17 protein-coding genes are annotated in these 17,335 nt (G+C 52.7%); 1 reads left to right on the top strand and 16 read right to left on the bottom strand.

Annotated elements, in window-relative coordinates; genetic code table 11:
• Nucleotides 1-9: 9 nt before the first annotated feature.
• The 15 genes from DFT_RS05290 to DFT_RS05220 all read right to left on the bottom strand — a co-directional run bounded on the left by DFT_RS05290 (nucleotide 10) and on the right by DFT_RS05220 (nucleotide 16,166).
• Nucleotides 10-2,421: a PAS domain S-box protein gene (locus tag DFT_RS05290; protein ID WP_152971872.1), complete on the bottom strand. Its 2,412-nt coding sequence runs from the start codon at nucleotides 2,419-2,421 to the stop codon at nucleotides 10-12.
• 518 nt (nucleotides 2,422-2,939) lie between these two features.
• The gene (locus DFT_RS26450; RefSeq protein WP_054030208.1) at nucleotides 2,940-3,818 is read right to left on the bottom strand and encodes a hypothetical protein; all 879 of its coding nucleotides are present in this window, start codon (nucleotides 3,816-3,818) and stop codon (nucleotides 2,940-2,942) included.
• 60 nt (nucleotides 3,819-3,878) lie between these two features.
• The gene (locus DFT_RS05280; RefSeq protein WP_054030207.1) at nucleotides 3,879-4,199 is read right to left on the bottom strand and encodes an early set domain-containing protein; all 321 of its coding nucleotides are present in this window, start codon (nucleotides 4,197-4,199) and stop codon (nucleotides 3,879-3,881) included.
• Nucleotides 4,196-4,759, bottom strand: coding sequence for a glycogen-binding domain-containing protein (locus DFT_RS05275; protein WP_054030206.1), 564 nt, complete (start codon nucleotides 4,757-4,759; stop codon nucleotides 4,196-4,198). The genes DFT_RS05280 and DFT_RS05275 overlap by 4 nt, the downstream gene beginning before the upstream one ends.
• Nucleotides 4,759-5,235, bottom strand: a complete 477-nt coding sequence (locus DFT_RS05270; RefSeq protein ID WP_076750402.1) for an RNA polymerase sigma factor — start codon at nucleotides 5,233-5,235, stop codon at nucleotides 4,759-4,761. Before DFT_RS05270 ends, DFT_RS05275 begins: the two co-directional genes overlap by 1 nt.
• Before the next feature lie 240 nt (nucleotides 5,236-5,475).
• Nucleotides 5,476-6,543 carry a cytochrome-c peroxidase gene (locus DFT_RS05265; protein WP_054030204.1) on the bottom strand — a complete coding sequence of 356 codons (1,068 nt, stop codon included), beginning with the start codon at nucleotides 6,541-6,543 and terminating at the stop codon, nucleotides 5,476-5,478.
• A gap of 240 nt (nucleotides 6,544-6,783) precedes the next feature.
• A complete protein-coding gene (locus DFT_RS05260) occupies nucleotides 6,784-8,685 on the bottom strand; it encodes a sulfatase-like hydrolase/transferase (RefSeq protein WP_054030203.1) in 1,902 nt (633 codons plus the stop codon).
• Between the two features lie 2 nt (nucleotides 8,686-8,687).
• Nucleotides 8,688-10,211, bottom strand: coding sequence for an ArnT family glycosyltransferase (locus DFT_RS05255; RefSeq protein ID WP_054030202.1), 1,524 nt, complete (start codon nucleotides 10,209-10,211; stop codon nucleotides 8,688-8,690).
• A 2-nt stretch (nucleotides 10,212-10,213) separates the two neighbouring features.
• Nucleotides 10,214-11,227 carry a glycosyltransferase family 2 protein gene (locus DFT_RS05250; RefSeq protein WP_054030201.1) on the bottom strand — a complete coding sequence of 338 codons (1,014 nt, stop codon included), beginning with the start codon at nucleotides 11,225-11,227 and terminating at the stop codon, nucleotides 10,214-10,216.
• 14 nt (nucleotides 11,228-11,241) lie between these two features.
• Complete coding sequence (locus DFT_RS05245) at nucleotides 11,242-11,625, bottom strand: GtrA family protein (RefSeq protein ID WP_054030200.1); 384 nt, start codon at nucleotides 11,623-11,625, stop codon at nucleotides 11,242-11,244.
• Nucleotides 11,626-11,645: 20 nt separating this feature from the next.
• Nucleotides 11,646-13,064 carry a sensor histidine kinase gene (locus DFT_RS05240; protein WP_054030199.1) on the bottom strand — a complete coding sequence of 473 codons (1,419 nt, stop codon included), beginning with the start codon at nucleotides 13,062-13,064 and terminating at the stop codon, nucleotides 11,646-11,648.
• Entirely contained in the window at nucleotides 13,061-13,744 is a 684-nt protein-coding gene (locus DFT_RS05235) for a response regulator transcription factor (RefSeq protein ID WP_054030198.1), read from the bottom strand. The genes DFT_RS05240 and DFT_RS05235 overlap by 4 nt, the downstream gene beginning before the upstream one ends.
• A 645-nt stretch (nucleotides 13,745-14,389) precedes the next feature.
• Entirely contained in the window at nucleotides 14,390-14,764 is a 375-nt protein-coding gene (locus DFT_RS05230) for a response regulator (protein WP_054030197.1), read from the bottom strand.
• Nucleotides 14,765-14,785: 21 nt separating this feature from the next.
• Nucleotides 14,786-15,289, bottom strand: coding sequence for a VOC family protein (locus DFT_RS05225; protein ID WP_054030196.1), 504 nt, complete (start codon nucleotides 15,287-15,289; stop codon nucleotides 14,786-14,788).
• 118 nt (nucleotides 15,290-15,407) lie between these two features.
• On the bottom strand, nucleotides 15,408-16,166 hold the full coding sequence (locus DFT_RS05220) for a helix-turn-helix transcriptional regulator (RefSeq protein WP_054030195.1): 759 nt from the start codon (nucleotides 16,164-16,166) through the stop codon (nucleotides 15,408-15,410).
• Between the two features lie 303 nt (nucleotides 16,167-16,469).
• Between DFT_RS05220 and DFT_RS05215 the strand changes: the two genes are divergently transcribed.
• A complete protein-coding gene (locus DFT_RS05215) occupies nucleotides 16,470-16,943 on the top strand; it encodes a hypothetical protein (RefSeq protein ID WP_054030194.1) in 474 nt (157 codons plus the stop codon).
• Between the two features lie 173 nt (nucleotides 16,944-17,116).
• Here the strand turns inward: DFT_RS05215 and DFT_RS26445 are convergent, their stop codons facing one another.
• On the bottom strand, nucleotides 17,117-17,329 hold the full coding sequence (locus tag DFT_RS26445; RefSeq protein WP_076750401.1) for a hypothetical protein: 213 nt from the start codon (nucleotides 17,327-17,329) through the stop codon (nucleotides 17,117-17,119).
• Nucleotides 17,330-17,335 lie beyond the last annotated feature (6 nt).

Genomic DNA, 17,335 nt, shown 5'->3' with positions numbered 1-17,335 from the left:
CCGGTTATATTATGGAAGGGTGAATCTTTCTGAAGTACGCTGGTCTGAAGCACCATTTTCCGACAATGGCAGGAACACTGAGAAGACGCTTCCCCTTTCTGGTATGCTTTTCACCGCAATGCAACCTCCGTGCGCTTTTGCAATGCCAAGTGCCACGGCCAATCCCAGTCCCCGACCGGTAAACTTGGTCGAAAAGAATGGATCGAAGATTTTTTCAATGGTGTCTTTCGCGATACCTGCCCCACGATCCGCCACCTCCAGGCAGGCATAACCGTCTGACTCAGGCAGAAACTCCACCGGCCAACGGTGGACGGCGGAAATCTGGGTGGCAGAAACCTTGCGGACGATTACCGACACGGGATGGCTCTTTTGCCCCGATGCCTCCACGGCGTTGATCAGAAGGTTGCTCAACAACTGGCGAAGTTGGTCCGCGTTCGCATACACCATCGGACCCGGCTCTGGCAGATCGGCCTCCAGGGCTGTAACTGCAGGCAGTTCAGTCAGCAGTTCCGGCAGTGATTTACGGCAAATCTCGCAAAGGTCCTGAAGCTCACGTTGGACCACCGTTTGACCGAGATAGGTCAACATCTTTTCGCCCAGTTTGGCCGCCCGGCGGGCTGCGAAAAATGCTTGCGCCAATTTTTCGGAACACTTCGCTTCAGATGGCATCTCTTCGATTGCCATCTCCAGGTTTCCCATGACGGCCATGAGCAGGTTATTATAGTGGTGGGCGACGGCGCCGGCCATGATGCCCATCGCTTCAATTTTGTGCACTTGACGCAACTGGGCCTCTACTTGACGGCGCTCCTTTTCGGCCTGAAGTTTAGCGGTAATGTCCCTTGCCGACCCCCTCACCCCGACCGGATGTCCATCCGCATCGCAAACGAGCGAATTTTTGTATTCGACAACGATGATGCGACCTTTTTCGGTCATCAGCTTCAAGTGTCCCTCGTCCTTTTTATGTTTAATGATCCTTTCCAAATACTGACTGAAGCCTGGCCGAACATCCTCGGGAATCAGGTCTCTGACGTTGGTTTTGCACACGTCTTTGAGGCCGCACACTTGTTTAAAAGATAAATTCGCCTCGATGAAGTTTCCTTGTAGATCATGAAAATAGAGAAAATCGGAAACATTTTCGAACAGATCGCGATACCGATCTTCGCTTTGCCGAAGCGCCTCGTGCATCTTGACGCGCTCCGTAACGTCACGCACGGCCGCCACGCGCAGCACATCACCTTCGAAATGGAAATCACGCGCCTCGAGTTCGGCGAAAAACAGTTCCCCGTTTTGTTTCACTCCCCTGACGACGTAAGGACGCGCATAGTTCTTGACGATGTTTTCCAAAACGATCTTCCGGTCATCCGGATGGACAGCGAACTCGAGAAAATTTTTACCGAGCAGATCTTCCCTTTGGTAACCGAGGAGTTTCGCCAGGGAGGCGTTCACGTCTTTGGCCAACCCGTTTTTGTGGATGATGATCCCTTCCATGGTCACGTCGGAGAGCAGACGGAAGCGTTCTTCGCTCACCCTCAGCGCTTCTTCGGCCCGTTTTCGCTCGGTAATGTCCTGGTGGGTGCCCTGCATGAGCAGCGGTTGCCCGTCATCTGTCCGGACACTGACTTTGCCTCGGTCCAGCACCCAGACCCAATGGCCCGCCTTGTGCCTCATGCGGGCTTCACATTCATAATGATCCAACTCGCCGGCAAAATGCCTGGATAGCCGATCCCGACTGATTTTCGAATCCTCCGGATGGACAAGCCGTTCCCATGTCTCTATGGATATGGGCGAAAGTTCTTCCAAAGTGTAACCCACCATTTGCGCCCAGCGCTCGTTAAAAACGACTTCGCCTGTCTGCGCATTCCACTCCCAGGTGCCAACGTTCGTTCCTTCTAATATGTTCTCCAGGCGCCGGCGTTCCTCCTCCAGCACTGCTTCGGCCCTATTGCGCTCCGTCAGGTCACGCCCGAAACAGACCAGGCGTCCTCCATTGAAATCAACCCACGTGACGGACATCTCGATGGGAAATAGACTGCCATCCTTGCGGCGGTGACGGGTTCTGAAGAGCTCGAAGCCATTGGAAACAATACGCTGGATACGGTTTGCCGTGTCCTCGGACGTTTCTTCCGCCTCCAGATCACGGATGCGAAGGCCTATGATTTCATTCCGCGTATAGCCCGACATACGGCAATACGCCTCATTGACCTCAACAATATGGCCAGCGGTATCAACCACCCAGAATCCGTCAGCAGTGGTCTCAATAATGGTCTGCAGATATTGCTCGCGGTCTGCGGGCACCCGTTTATTGTTGTTTTTATCTATCAAATCATCACCGCCACCATCGGCGTATGAAAAAGGGTTCATGTGGAATGAGCGTCCTTCATGTGATAACAATGGACATCCATGTTTTTCAAAAGGCAGCACATCTATCAGAAAGACATATCGGATGTCTAAAAGTTTTTAGTATCACGAATTCGGTGGACACGGCTATCATTCAAACACAAAGAAAGGGATTACAGTGTCAATTCTGTATCCCCTTTAAATTTTTTGGTAAATTTTTTTACACAGGTTCTCGCACAGAATCATGCCAATTTGGACGCCCATAATCCTTCTTAATTCATCCGTTTCACCACCCAATTACCGGGGTACCCAACGCCCAGCCTTAGAAGCAACCCGAGTCATTTTTGGCTGTATCCATTGTTTAAGAGGGAAGCACCGTGAAGCAACCAAAGCCTTTGGCGACCCAGTCGGGATTAATTGTCAACACACCACCTTCATTATTCCCTTTCCGCCAGCCATCTCTGACGGGCATCCATCACCCCTCCATATCCCTTGGCATCGTACGACCGTCGGATCGGTTTTTCAGTAAGCAGCAGGGCGCAAGAAAAGCGCACAGTCCAAGGAATCGGTGAAAAGCATGCACTGTCTTCGGCCGATGTCGATTATCTGCCGCCCCCGCCGCCTCCTCCGGAACCTCCGCCACCGCCACCGCCACCGCCACCAGAGCCACCACCACCGGATCCTCCACCACCGGATCCTCCTGCCCCCGCTCCGGAACCACCGCCCATGCCGCCTTGGCCGGCATCACTGCCTTTGCGGCCGGTGCCGAATTGATCGGCCATCTGCTGTCGCGACATTTGGTGAGACTGTTCGGCCACCTGGTGGCGCATCTGCTCCATCTGCCTTTCCGTATATTGGTTTCTCAGGGCCTGGCAAATGGTGTCGGCCACATCATTGGAGCGGATACCCAGCCGGGCCATGGCGCGCACGGTCTGCATGGTCTGTAAGGCCAGCGCCTCGTTTTGAGCCTGGTTCTGCGTTTGCTGCTGTTGCCGGGTTTGCAGTTGGCTTTTCACCGCTTCCAACTCCGAAAATCTCATCCCCGCGGCCAAGCTGTCGGCCAGGGCGTGCGTCATCTGACCGATGTTCTTGGGATCCCTGGACAGCGATCTGGCCAACTGATCGGCTTGGGCGTAGCGACTACGCACAGCCTGCATGGCCGCGACGACCTCCTGAGGACTGGCTTTCTTGGCAATGCCTTCCAGTGCCTTGTTCATTACCGGTTCGGTGGGCAGTCCCGCCTTTGCGGCGTTGACGACTTCTTGCCGCGCCTGATTCATAATACGGCTCTCATAGCGGTTTTGAACCATTTGGGTCAGCATCTGCCGGGCTTTAGCCTCGGGCACACCGTAGGCGTTCATTTCCCGTGCCTGCTGCTCGATGCTTTGCATGGCCTGCTGAGAGAACCCCTGGTTTTCTTCGGCAATGGCCAACGTTGTGAAGCAGGACAACAACAAGGCAATGAGTAAATTTTTTTTCATACCGCCTCCTTCCAGAAGTAACTGATCGTATGCCATTAGAACTACCCTGAGGGGAAAAAGTTACATCTGTGGATCGAAAATGCAGTTTTCAAATCCGAAATCGTCTTTCTCGCGCAGTCGGCAGGAGGGCGTATAGATTTGTCCGTCCACAATGTAGAAGTATCGAAACGGTGCAACGGCCGGCAATGCGATGGTCCACCGTCCCTCCACCTTGGATACTTCATGGGTTTGGAATCCGTCCAGGCTGCAGGCCCAGTACACTTTGGAAGCACCCGGCTTGTCCAGGTACAGGGTCAACACATTTTCTTCGACCTCGTAGTAGTGCGCGGCACAGCCGCTCATGAGCAGCACGCAGCCAACCGTCAGCAACAATTGTCTCATATGCGTTCCTCCATGCGCAGAATGGAGTTTTCCCCGCCAAAATCATCTTTTTCACTGGCGAGCAGGGTGGGGTCCGCCATGCGGCGGTGGCCGTCGAGGATATAAACGAAGCGGTGCTCGCCCCAAGGGATGGCGAGGTTCAGCTCCCAGTAGCCGCTGTCACCGATGCGTCGCATGGCCAATCGTTGCCAGCCGGTGAATGAACCCGCCAGCTCCACCCGATCCGCTGCCGGCTCAAATAATACGAACCGCTTGCTGCCCTTCAACGCCTCAGGGCCGGCGGGATGGGTCGAAAACAGCAGCATCGCCGCGGCAAAGCCGGCCGCGACAAGGGCAATGGGTTTGAGCAGCCGAGATACGACGCGGCGCAACGGAGGATGCCAATTTTTTTCGAGGACCGGTTCGGCCGGGATCAGCGGCTCCCGAAGCAATTTTTCCTGTTCGAGCAGCGAAAGGGTAAGCGCGCAGAACTCGTTATCGGCGCGGACCCTTTCGACGAAGCGCCGCTTTTCGTCCAGATTCATCTCGTTATCGATGTACATGCTGGCAAGAAAATCCATCACTTGTCTCCATCGGCAAGGATCGACCGGAGTCTGAGGCGCGCCCGGTGGACCCTTATTTTCACGTTTCCCTCGCTGATGTCGAGGAGCTTGCCGATCGCTTTGTAGGAAAACGCTTCGGTCGCCACCAGGCTGATCAACTCCCGATCGAGTGGGTCGAGCCGTCGGATCGCGGCGAACATCCGGTCGACCGCCTCCTTTGCGATACACCGGCATTCCGGGTCCAAGCCCGATGCCTCACTTTCACAATCTGCCGACGGCTCTTCTCGGTGCCTGCGAAGGGCATCCAAGGCAGCATTGCGGGCGATGGTAAACAGCAGGGGCCGGTTGTTGCCATTGCGCCCGTATCCGGCCAGGTAGCGCGTAAAGCTTTCCTGCATGAGATCCAGGGACAGCTGGGCGTCCCCGGTCAACCGCATCAGGTAGGCCATCAGTCGTACCTTGTTTTCAGTATAAAAGTGCTCGTATGTTTCCACGGAAATACTACCAAAAGCCGTATTCGAACATAAGTGGAGTGTATCCACCGGTCACCACGATGAAAAGGGCACACACGCCATTAGCAAAGGCAAACCGGAATCGATGCGTGCTTTCCATCTTTCCCTTTTTCAACGAGCATCTGCAAACTAAAAATGGTGGGGAGATGCGAACCTCCCCACCCGATCCGTTTCCCGTTCGTGTTCTGAAGGGAAGCAGGAGTCTATCATTTTTTCGGCGACCTAATAATCATCAGTCAACGTATTCAAAAAGGCGATCAAGTCGGCGATGTCTTCTTCTGACAATCCCAAGTCGCCGATCACCGTCCCATCAACTACGTTTTCGGAAACATCCGGAGCCCCGAATCCACTTCTGTCGTTGATAAAGGAGACCATGTCATAAAGCGTCGGGAACCCGCCGTTGTGAGAATATGGCGCGGTCACGGCAATGTTGCGCAGGGTAGGAATCTTGAATTTTCCGTTCTGGCTTGTATCGCCAAGCTCTCCCCCAAGTCCCAGATCCGGTGAAGGGACAGCGGTATTGGCCGGCACGCCGATATTGGCATAGCCGTAGGTGGTGAACAGGGCCTCTGGCGCCGCGTACATGGGCGTGGCGGAATGGCAGGAGGCACAATTGGTTTGGAAAAGCACATAGCCTCTGTTTTCGGCGCCCGTAAACTGCCCCGGTGCCACGTCGAATTTGGAGTTGAATTTGGTCACGTCCGCCGAACGCTCGTAAGCGGCCACGGCATCGGCGAAATTCACCCAAGCGACCTCTTGATCCGTAATCGGGCCATAGACCTTTTTCCACAATGGGTAGTAGGTCGATGCCTCGATGACGGTCATGATGGCATCGATGCTGGGCATGGCCATCTCCACCGGATTCAGCGGCGGCCCCTGGGCCTGCTCGGCCAGCGGGTCGCCCAAGGTTTCACCGGTGGCCCGTCCGTCCCAGAACATGCCGCCGAACCATTCCCCAGTCGTCTCATCCTGATAACGGATGGGGCTGAAGCAGGCATAGGCCGACGTGGGGGCATTGCGTCCACCCAGGCTCACCCCGTCCGATCCAAGGGAAACCACCTTGTCGTAGGGATGCAGAAAATTGGAGCGGTCGGCGAAACCGGCCAGGGGGTGGTGGCAGGTCTGACAGGATTGATTCTGATTGAGCGACAGGTTCTTGTCCTTGTAAAGGTGCATGCCCAGTTTTTCCAGATCGTTTGCCACCGTGGGTTTGCCAGCGGCATGAAGTAGAAATGCGCCAGATGTGATCAGCAAAATGGACAAGCAACCGACCTTAAATGATTTTTTCATGAATTGCCTCCTTTTCGCAAATGCTATGACTCGGTTCTGCAAATCATGTTCAGCGGAATGTTCACAACTTTCTTTCCGCTCGGCGGCACCATCAACGAAAGGTGCCGATATCAATGTTGCCGCAAGCAGCAGCCATCATCCGACGATCGATCAAAAGGAAGTTTCGCGCATATCCTGCCGGACAGACTGGCAAGAGGTTGGTATTGTCGTTGTACCTATAACGTTTGATTCAAAGGAAGGTTACACCGGCCGCTTGAACCTTTTCAGCGCGTGCATCAACTCAATCAGCTCTTTTTGGTGTGTTTTTATAAAGGGGCCATCATTTTGAACGGCAGCATCGTTTTGAGTACTCAGTTCGTTCTTGAAGGCACCTGCCGCCTTCAGTGGAATCGATTTCTTATAACGGGAGTCCACGTAACAAATGCGCGACCAATCACTCACAACAGTGAATATCCGCGGCTGTCCACTCAATAGATCGTGGCCGAGCGAATAGTCCGCCGGAGGATTATTAACGCCCAGGCGGGCCAATATTGTGGGGGCAATATCCAGATGACTGGTCATCTGATCCGTCTGGTCTTGGCCGGTTCCTGGGATCCAAAGGATTAGGGGAACTCTGATTTGTTCTTCGACAAAGGACGACCCGTGCCCCCACCTGCCCTTTTCCATGAATTCTTCGCCATGGTCGCCGGTGATAATGACAATCGTCTTCTGTAAAAGATCTTCCTTTTCCAGAAACCCTAATATCCTGGCAAACTGGCTGTCGAGATGGTGGCACGAGTTGATATAACGATTTTTGATCGACTGAACATCTTGATCGAGATCCATGGTGACGTAATTGAAATCCTTGAGATAATCTTCCCGCAGAATGCTGTCCTCCGGAAAATAATACCTGGCGTGGGGCGACTCGAAAAACATAAAGGTCATGAAGGGGCGCGTTTGGTCGCGCTGCCGGATAAAGTTCAGAAGATCGGACACGTTATTTCGGTCTCTTTGCCAGCCCGGGCCTTCATCGTTTTCATGCAGGAGATCGCGTTCAATGGATGCAAAAATAGTTTTGTCGAATTCCGGATAAGTAAATTTGGCACTTGTGTACATGCTCATCTGATAATTCTGCTGCCGTAGCACATCCATGAGAACCGGCCCGCGTCGGGCATTCAGGAAATCAAACCAGTAGGGCCCGTAAAGTCCGTAAAACATGGAAAACATGCCCATCCTGGTGGAGTTGCCGCCGCTGTAATGCTTGCGAAACAGGTGGGACCGCTGGGCGAATCGCCAGGTTGCGGGGGTGATTTCGGGGTCGAGCATGTCCCAACGCCAGGATTCGGCGACCAGCCAAACGATATTCATTGGCCGTTCGGGCGGTTGGATTTCCAGGTGCGATATGGGATAATTCAGTGCGCCCTTACCGAGTTTGAGATTTACTTCATTTCCGGAATGAGATTTGGCGCCAAATTTTCGAGCCAGGCTCCCGAAAGTAAAGGGAATGTATCCGGGAAAAGCTTGGGACGAAATCAATACCGGACTGTAACCTTGCAGGTTGCTGACACCGTATATCACCCGCTCTCCGGCCGCAAACAGGAAAAAGAGAAGCAGGAGGTATCGATATCGTTTGCGCGGCTGGAGAATCCAGCCAAAACGCCTTTGGGTTGAGATGTAATACACGCCCCATAGCAGGAGCATTTGCGTGAGGATCAATCCGAGTATGGCCGATACAAATAGAAGCACGGTGACACGATCGCTGCCCATGGATTCGATGCCGCCGGGGGTTGTGACCAGATTCCAGACAAAGCCGTTGATATGAAATCCGAAAATCTTGAAGATGCTGGCATCGATAAACAGGAAAATCAGGCTGCCCGCTGTCAGTGCGATGGCGATCGCATACAGAACCCCTGCCGCACCGGGTGACAGGTCGTGTCCGTGCTGACGCCAATTGAGGATACGGTGAGCGACCTTGGTGATCACCAGAGAGGGAAGCAAGTAGATGAATCCATAGCTCAGATAGACGGCAATTACATAAGTTGCCACCGGCAGGCCTGTGAAAAAAAGCGTATGCTTCAAGTCAGGGGCCGCTACCAGCAGCAGCGCCAGGTAGGACAAAAAAAAGAAATGGTTCAGTAAGATATTTCGTTGGGAAAAAGTCATCGTTATCCGCCATCGTTTTTCAGATCGATCTCAGCGCGTGCCGAAGCAACCTTTTCCATGAGCAGATAATATTCTTCAGTCTTGTAGACGGTGTTGAATCGGCGCGTCAGAACTTCAGGCAGGCGATCCAAATTTTTACTTTGCACGGCGAGGTAATCTATGGTTTTATCGTCCAATAACTTTTCTGCCTCTTTGAAATTGCGCGCCAGAAGGGCTTTCCCCTTTGAGTAAAACTCTGCGGAAAATGGACGTTTAAACAGATAAATCAGATGGCCCTTCTCTTGATCGGGACCGCGAGTGCCGTGATAGGCAGCGATCAGCCGCATCTGGCTCCGTTCCGCAGGACCGTTGCCCATCGCGATCCAGCCCAGAGCGACCGCGAATATCAGCAAGAAAAGCGACGCCCCCCAACTGAGCGCTTTAAACGCAGCCATTGGCTTTCCGGACAACCCGGAGCCGGCGATCATCACCTCGGCCGTCAATAGTGCGAGCGCCGGCAGACCCGGGAGCACATAGGTCCAGAGGATGTTTCCGGCCAAGGTGAAAAACAGCATGGGCGCTGTTGCCCAAAGGGTCAGGTAGAGAATCCATCCATCCCCAATGCTAAGGCGCTTTAAAAGGCCGCTTCGAAACTCTCTTTTCGGCAGGTAGACGAGCAGAGCGGACGACCATGGCAATGAGCAGGCCAATCCATATAGCCATATCGTTCCCTTGGGGCGTACATGGGCGTTGCCGTAAAGGTCGCCCTTCCAGCCGGGGACGGTAAACCGTTTCCAATGCTCGCCGATCAGAAAATAGTCCAAAAATCCAGGCGTCTTGTGTTCGGCCAACGCGTACCATGGAACGCTCAAACAAACCGTCAGCGTCAGGCCGCCCAGCCAGGGAAGGCGCTGCCATACGTCCCACCAGCGGCGTTGAAGCAGCGTCCACAGCCCGATCGGCAGGGCTGTCAGAACAACGGCCACAGGTCCTTTGGCCAGCAGGCCGACGGCTACTCCTATGAAAAAGGCATATCCCCAGAGTCGTCCGGCGCGCCCAGGCGTGTTGAGGGCCTGCCAGAATGCCGTCATGCAGAGGGTGGTCCCGGCCGACAGGGCCGGGTCAGTCATGACCGCACCGCTACTGACGAAAAAGAGTGCAGAGGTCGCCAGAATAAGCGCCGCAGCCATAGCGTGATCGCGGCTTCGCTGCTGTTCCGCCATATGCCAGACAAGGATCATGGCCGCCAGGGCCAGCAAGAAGGATGGCAAGCGGACGGCGAATTCATTCATGCCAAAAAGCTTCATGGATCCGGCTGCCAGCCAGGTCGACAGGGGCGGTTTTCCCCAGAAGGGAACCCCATGGCTGTATTGGGGGGTTACCCAGTCACCGGTTTCCAGCATCAGCCTGGCGATATTGCCATAGCGGGCCTCGGTGGTATCGGCCAGGGGGTATGCTCCCAGCGTGGCCAGCCGCAACAGGCCGAAGGAAATCAGCAGGGTCCAGAGCCATCGGCGGAAGGGCTTTCCAGCATTCTCGCGGATCATTGTCACCGGGCACCCTCGTCCTGGACCAGGGCCAGCTTGCGCTGCTGGGCCATGTCCTTATAATGGCGATTCACCAGATATAGGGGGCGCTGTTTGGTCTCGATGAACATCCTTCCCAGGTATTCCCCCATGATGCCGAGTGCCAGCAGCTGCAGACCGCCCAGGAAAACGATGACCACCATCAGGCTCGGATAGCCGGGGACCGGATCGCCTGAAATTAGGGTTTTGGTGAAAACGAACCCGCCGTAAAGAAGCGCTGCCAATGATGTCAGCACCCCGACGTAACTGGCTATTTTGAGCGGTGTCACGGTAAACGAGGTGATTCCCTCGATCGCGAAGTTCCAAAGATGCCAGTAATTCCATTTCGTTGTGCCGGCATGACGGGTGGCACGATGATAGGAGATCTGTTTTGCAGGGAAGCCGATCCAGGCGAACAGCCCTTTCATGAACCTGGTGCGTTCCGGCATCCGATTCAAGGCGTCGATCGCCCGGCGACTCAGGAGCCTGAAATCGCCTACATTCTCCGGCACCCGGAATCGTCCGATACGCCCCATCAGCGCATAAAAAGCGGCCGCCGTCGTTTTTTTAAGCCAAGTTTCCTTTTCCCTGCTCAGCCGATGCATGTAAACCACATCCGAGCCATTGCGCCACGCAGCGACCATCTGGGGGATCAGCTCCGGCGGGTCCTGCAGATCCGCGTCAATGATAATCGCCGCATCCCCCGCAGCATGCTCAAGGCCTGCCGTCATGGCCGCTTCCTTGCCGAAATTGCGGCTCAGATCAAGCACTTGAACGCGCGCATCGGTCTGGGCGAGCGCCAGCAACAAGCCAAGGGTCTTATCCGTGCTCCCGTCGTTGATGAACAAGATTTCGACATCGTCCAGATGTGCGGAGGTCAACGCACGGGAAAGCCGCCGGTAAAATTCGTACAGTACCTCCTCTTCATTGAAAATTGGAACGATGATCGAAAGCACGGCAGTTTGAAGCGTCCTAACGAGACTGTTCTGGCCTCTCATGGTCCTAACCTCCCTTAAAAAGTCCACCCACGGTGGACGGCAAAACCGACTGAAAACTGCGCTCCCGTGGCGAACACCTGGGCCGGCGCCAGAGGCAAGTTCATCTGGGTCATGGCAAAATTGAGTACCCATCCATTTACAGCGGTGCAGATCGCCGCAATGAAAAAGAATCTGGATGAAGCGCTGATGTGCCCTCTGGTGCTCTGAAACGTTACGAAATAATTGAGCACATAGATTACCATGGCGCCTGCAATCGCGCCGGAGGTCGAAGCCCACAGGGGTTTTAGCGAAAGCGATCGAATCAGAATGATCAGAAGACTGTAATGGACCAGTGTACCGGCAATGCTGGCGCCCAGGTATTTGAACAGTTGAACCGCTATCCGTGCGGAAGTTTTCATGTCCGAGAATGTCCCGGCACCTATGCTTTGGGTGCCGTTTGGGGCTGTTTCGCCCGAGGCAGGCACACGCGAAATGAGCATCCATTGCCAGGTGTGCTGCGAAGTTCGATTCGGCCGCCATGAATTTCCACTGCCCACTTGGCGATGGCGAGCCCCAGGCCGAACCCGCCCGTATGACGCGAACGCACCTTGTCCACACGGTAAAATCGATCAAAAACGAGCGCTGCATGCCCTGGATCGATTCCCGGCCCCGTGTCGGTGATGTCCAATACGCATCCCTCGTCGGTCTTTTCCACAGTGATGTGAATCTCTTTGCCTTCGGGGGTATATTTGATGGCATTGTGCAAGAGGTTGCTTACGGCCTGCCGAAATATGCTCCGGTCGAGCCTCACTTGGCACGGCTGCTCGATCTCCATCAGCAGGTGTTGCCGTTTTTCTTCGGCGAGCACCTTGATCAGGGCCACTTCGTCCTGGACGACAGCGCCGAGATCCATGATCTCGAACGTTGGCTCGACCATGCCGCTGTCGGAGCGCGCCAAGGACAAAAGGTCATTTAAAAGGCGATTCAACTTGTCCACTTCTTCCAGCATGCTGCCAATGGTCTCCTGGCAGGCCCTCACGTCCCTTGGATTGCGTAACGCCATTTCCCCTACAGAACGAATTGCGGCAAGAGGGGTTCGCAATTCATGGGAAGCGTCGGCCGTAAATTGGCGCGTCTGTTTAAAAGAGCGATCGAGTTTCCCGAGAAGTTCGTTAAAGGTCATCGAGAGCTGCCCCAACTCATCCTCCGGGTTTTCCACCGGAAGTCTTTTGTGGAGCATTTCCGCCGAGATGGTCTTGGTCTGGGCGATAATGGCTTTTAACGGAGACAGAATCCGGCCTGCGAAGAAAAAGCTCCCGATCCAAGCAAATATGAGGACAATCGGAAAGCTCAGGATTTGGATCATTAACAATTCGCTCAAGACCGTGGCCATTCGATCGCGGGAACGCCCCAGGATGATCTCCACCCACTGTCCTTGTACCTGATGCATCGATTGGAGCACCAGAAGCGACTCACCATCGTTCAAACGGAAAGAACGAAAGACGTGGTCATGGGATTTTCGTGTTGGCGAAGGAAGTATCGAATGGATGCTCTCGTCGGGCAAATTGGTGTAAATCAAGCCCCTGTCCATATGACGCAATTCCATCCAGAGCTGGTTGCCGTCATGAAACAGAAATCCCTGAGGCCCATCCCAAACAATGCCTTTTTCGTTCTTTACAACAAGGAAACCCTCCACCAGTTGAAGGTCGTCCATCAGGCTCACCTTCAATTCGGAAAGCTCCTCATGCCATAAAAAAGCCAGGTTGATCAGCATGTACAATATCAGGACCGCTGCCAGTATACATAACTGCCAAAGGGTGATGCGCGCCCGGATGCTTTTGATGATGCGACGACTCATGATTTGTCTGCTCGAATCGTAAAACCCACCCCTCGTATGGTGTGGATCAGCTTTTCGCCGTTTTGATCGATCTTCTTACGGAGCCGCGCCATGTGCACGTCGATAACATTGTCCAAGGGCGTGGCCCTTGCCGCCTCTTTCCAAACGTCACGGGCAATCATGTCACGGGTGACAAACCTCCCCTGATGGCGCATCAAAAAAGCCAGCAGATCAAATTCCCTGGATGTCAAGTCGACAGGCTCTCCCGCTTTCCATGCCTCACGGGTGACAAGATCCAGCTCCAGGTCGGCAAATTGAAGATGAAACACCTGGTCCGCCCGGCCGCGGCGCAACAGCACCCGAATCCGGGCCAACAATTCGGCTATGGCAAAAGGCTTGACCATATAGTCGTCGGCACCGCTGTCCAGGCCGATGATGCGGTCTTTCAATTCATCCCGCGCGGAAAGGATCAAAACCAGGGTTTGGGAGTCCCGGCGACGGAGCGCTTCCAGGATTTCCAATCCGCTGCGGCCGGGAAGCATCAGATCCAGAACCACCACATCGAAATTTTCCGTGCTGATGAGAAAAAAACCGTCCTCGCCGGTGAAGGCCGTCATCACATCGTAGCCTTCGGTTTCCAGCCCTTGTTTCAGGGATTGGGCGATTTTGACATCGTCCTCTATGACCAGAATTTTTTTCATGTCCCATTTTTATCCATGGAAACAATCCAGGGCAACTGACATTTTTCTTAATTTTTATTCAGGGTTAAGCGGAACAACAGTGATGACGGGATTTATTGCCTAAAGAGATCAACTTGATCATTAAGATAGTGGCGTCTTTAACCAATTGAATCTAAATATAATATATTGGAATATAGGTGCAGAAAAAATATTTATAAGTCATGTGAGGTGTCTACAAAATACAAAGGGTTGCAAAATTGGCTTTGCAACCCTTTGTATTTATTTAAAATGGCACGCCCGGCCCGATTCGAACGGGCGACCTACGGATTCGAAGACAGGCCCTCTGAGTTTCCTAACCTCCTGATTTTATAATAACATATTGAAACCATTGGATATACATTTTCTACATTTTTTTAAATTTTCCATATTTTGGTCAATTTTGGAAACTTTTTCACACACAGATTCACACACAGAAAAACGCTTTTATCGCCCTACCCCACCTAAGACATCACCCATCTCACCACCCAATAAACGGCGTAGCCGACGCCCAGGCCAAGGGGCAACATGATTCATGACCGACACAGTGGCATCCCCTTGAACTCACAGGTATAGACGCCGACTGCAAGGATACCGGATAGGATGCCGATGATTTTGGGGCGCAGGGTGTTAATGCCTTTTTTGGCAGCAGTCATTAATAATTTCCAAAAAATCATCAAGATTAAACGGTTTTTTCATAAATGCCGCTGCACCAAACTTGCAAGCGATTGGCCTGACTTCTTCAGGTTGGTATCCAGTCATGACGACAACGGGGGGACCATCGCAAGATTTTACAAGGCTTGTAAACTCCAAACCATTTAAGCCGGGTTGATTGATCCCGGTAACGATACATTCAAAACCCTGCCATTGCCAGTCTGATAACCAAATGACATCCTCGGCGCCCATAGCGAGGGTCACTTCATATCCGTTCATTTCCAACCATTCTTTAAGTGCATCGCGAATGGCCTGCTCGTCATCGACTATGAGAATACGATACCTGTTCATGTCAACAACCTTAGCAATCTTTCAACCAGCCAGGTTACTGCCCTGCACTTCCTTAATCAACCCATCCTCCAGTCGATACTCGTTCATTACCTCGATCAGCACGCCGTGAGCGTATTTCGGATGTATCCAGATAAGTTGCAACTTCGAGTTGCTGCCGTCCTTGAGAAAATTATCGCCGTGCAGCTGCACCTTCTGCTCTTTAAGTTCTCGAAAGGTATCCTCAAGATGGCCCGTGGTAAAAGCAATGTGGTGAACGCCCTCTCCATGTTCAGCCAATCGCCGCGCGATAGCCGAATCGGCATTTACCGGCTGCAACAATTGGATATCGCAAGCATCTCCAGCTGCGGGAAAAAAGGCTGTCAGATAATGCTCATTCCCCATATGCCCTTCCTGCTTGACTACTTTCTCTTCGAGCATCTGCGGCGCCACCGCCTTTAATATGCGGGTGTAATGTTCGATGGCCGTATCGATATCCTTTACCAGGATGCAGACGTGCGCAAACCGGTGTTTAGTTGCTGTGGGCATAGGTTTATCCTCTCAATATTATTGAAACCAAGCTTTTCGAAAATACCGTTTTCCGGCAAACACGGAGCGCAGGCCATGGCTGAAATCAACTTGAGCATTTTTCTTAATCGACGTGGCATTAAAATTGGATGATGCCGCTTTGAAGACCGACCGCTACGGCTTGCGCGCGATTCATGACGTTGAGCTTCTGTTTTATGTTGTTTGCATGGTAATCGACCACCCGCTTGCTGCACTTTAAAATAACGGAGATCTCCCAGGAGCTTTTTCCCTCCCTGATCCATCTCAGGACTTCAATTTCTCTTTGGGTGAGGCTTTGGATGGGCTTGTTCGTGCTGTCTAAAGCCCTTTTGAAGGCCTCCGCGTAAAAAGGGATGATATAGGATAAAACGGCTTTGGACCGGATGTCGGCATCCGCTTGTGGGCCGCCCAGGAAAAAGACGGTGCTGGTCATGGTGGACGGATCCATGATGCCATGGGTCCACCCATCCCGCATGTTGAAGTCAATTGCCCGCACCGAGGCAGTATAGTCAAACCCATAGTCTCGGTTCAAACTCGCCCAGTTCACCGGTGACAGGTGGTTCAAAAATTCACACAAAACGGCATCGGTCAGCTGGAACTTCTTTTCAAAGTAAAGATCCATGTATCCGTCTGGATAACTCACATCCAGATACTCTATACGCGCTCCCGGATCGAGGAAGGCATCGGGGATTTTGGAATGCGCACAGACCGCGTTTTCGAATCCAATGAGACCTTTCAAATCCAGTACAAGCCTACTCAATTGGTCTTTGGTCTGGCATTTAAGAGACTGATGACTCAGCATCATCAGTTCGGTACGATCGTTGGAGGACAGGTGTTTCAGCAGATCACCGTGCACCATCTTTGCCCCTTTCGAGTTTGAAGTGGGCAGATCAATGTGAGGCCGCTTAAGATCGAATTGTGGTGTCAGAATTGATTGAACAAAATTATGATATGTTAATTTCAAAGCTCTGTAAATCCCCACCTGATGTTTTTTATCTCATGGATACGACACGTTAAGATGGCACCTGTCACTTGTGACAGTTGACCTGAAAACATTTTTGATCAACATGTCAATGACAATAAGCCAGCCTTGTCACCCATTTTAAGAATTTAAAAATACAGCAAAACGCTTTCTGGTGCCCCAACAATCAATTGAGGGATCATGGATGACAAACTGTTTCTCTGCAGGCTCAAAAGAGTCGCTCTTGTCGGTCCTATCAGCGGCCGAAGTTTTTTAGATAAATGGTATTTGCACCCGGAAAATTTGACGCGCCTCGGGGACTGCATCGGAATGCAGCTTGAGTGCGTCGAGCCAGAGGTTCGCGCGGGACGAATCAAAAGCGGCACCCTCTGCAAAGATATATGCACCGGCGCATATGTGCTATTCCTGATTGGCCCCCCGCAAAACAAATTTACCAGTCTCACTGAATTAAGTATCAGTGCCGGCGGGTATAAAATTTTAAATATCGTATGGATCTCAGAGTATTTCGAGCAAAAGCACCGAGCGGCGTTGAGTTGGCTGAATAGTACTAATTTAGAGGGAATCCTCTTTTTTGGAATTGAAATCGAACCGGACGATGCGGATGAGGACACAGATACGGAGGTGCCCGCTGAACAAGAAGAGCAAGTCGATTAATGTAGGATAGGCTGGTCTAAAATCGATCCATCAGCGCAATTAGCCGTAGCCTGTTCTTCCTTCCCCCGCCGTCAGAATCCACGCCGACATGATTCGCGGCCGAATTAGGCATAGACGCCGACTGCGAGGATGCCGGAAAGGATGCCGATGATTTTGGGGTGCATGTGATTAAATCATCTGGTTGTTCTTCCTCCCAACAACGCATCCAAGGCTTCGATGACCACACCTGTGACGGTATTACCATGCTCATCAGCGTATTTCTGCGCTCTTTCGATCAGCCGGCATGGAACATTGATAACGATTTGCTCGGTATCGCCTGAACATATGATCGGATCAGTTTTTTCTGGCAAAGGACTGGCCTTTCTGTCGCCGTATTCACGGTTCATGGATTT

This window comes from Desulfatitalea tepidiphila, assembly GCF_001293685.1.
Classification (GTDB): Bacteria; Desulfobacterota; Desulfobacteria; order Desulfobacterales; family Desulfosarcinaceae; genus Desulfatitalea; species Desulfatitalea tepidiphila.
The sequence above is the reverse complement of the archived record's forward strand: the minus strand, read 5'-3'. Positions and strand labels throughout refer to the sequence as shown.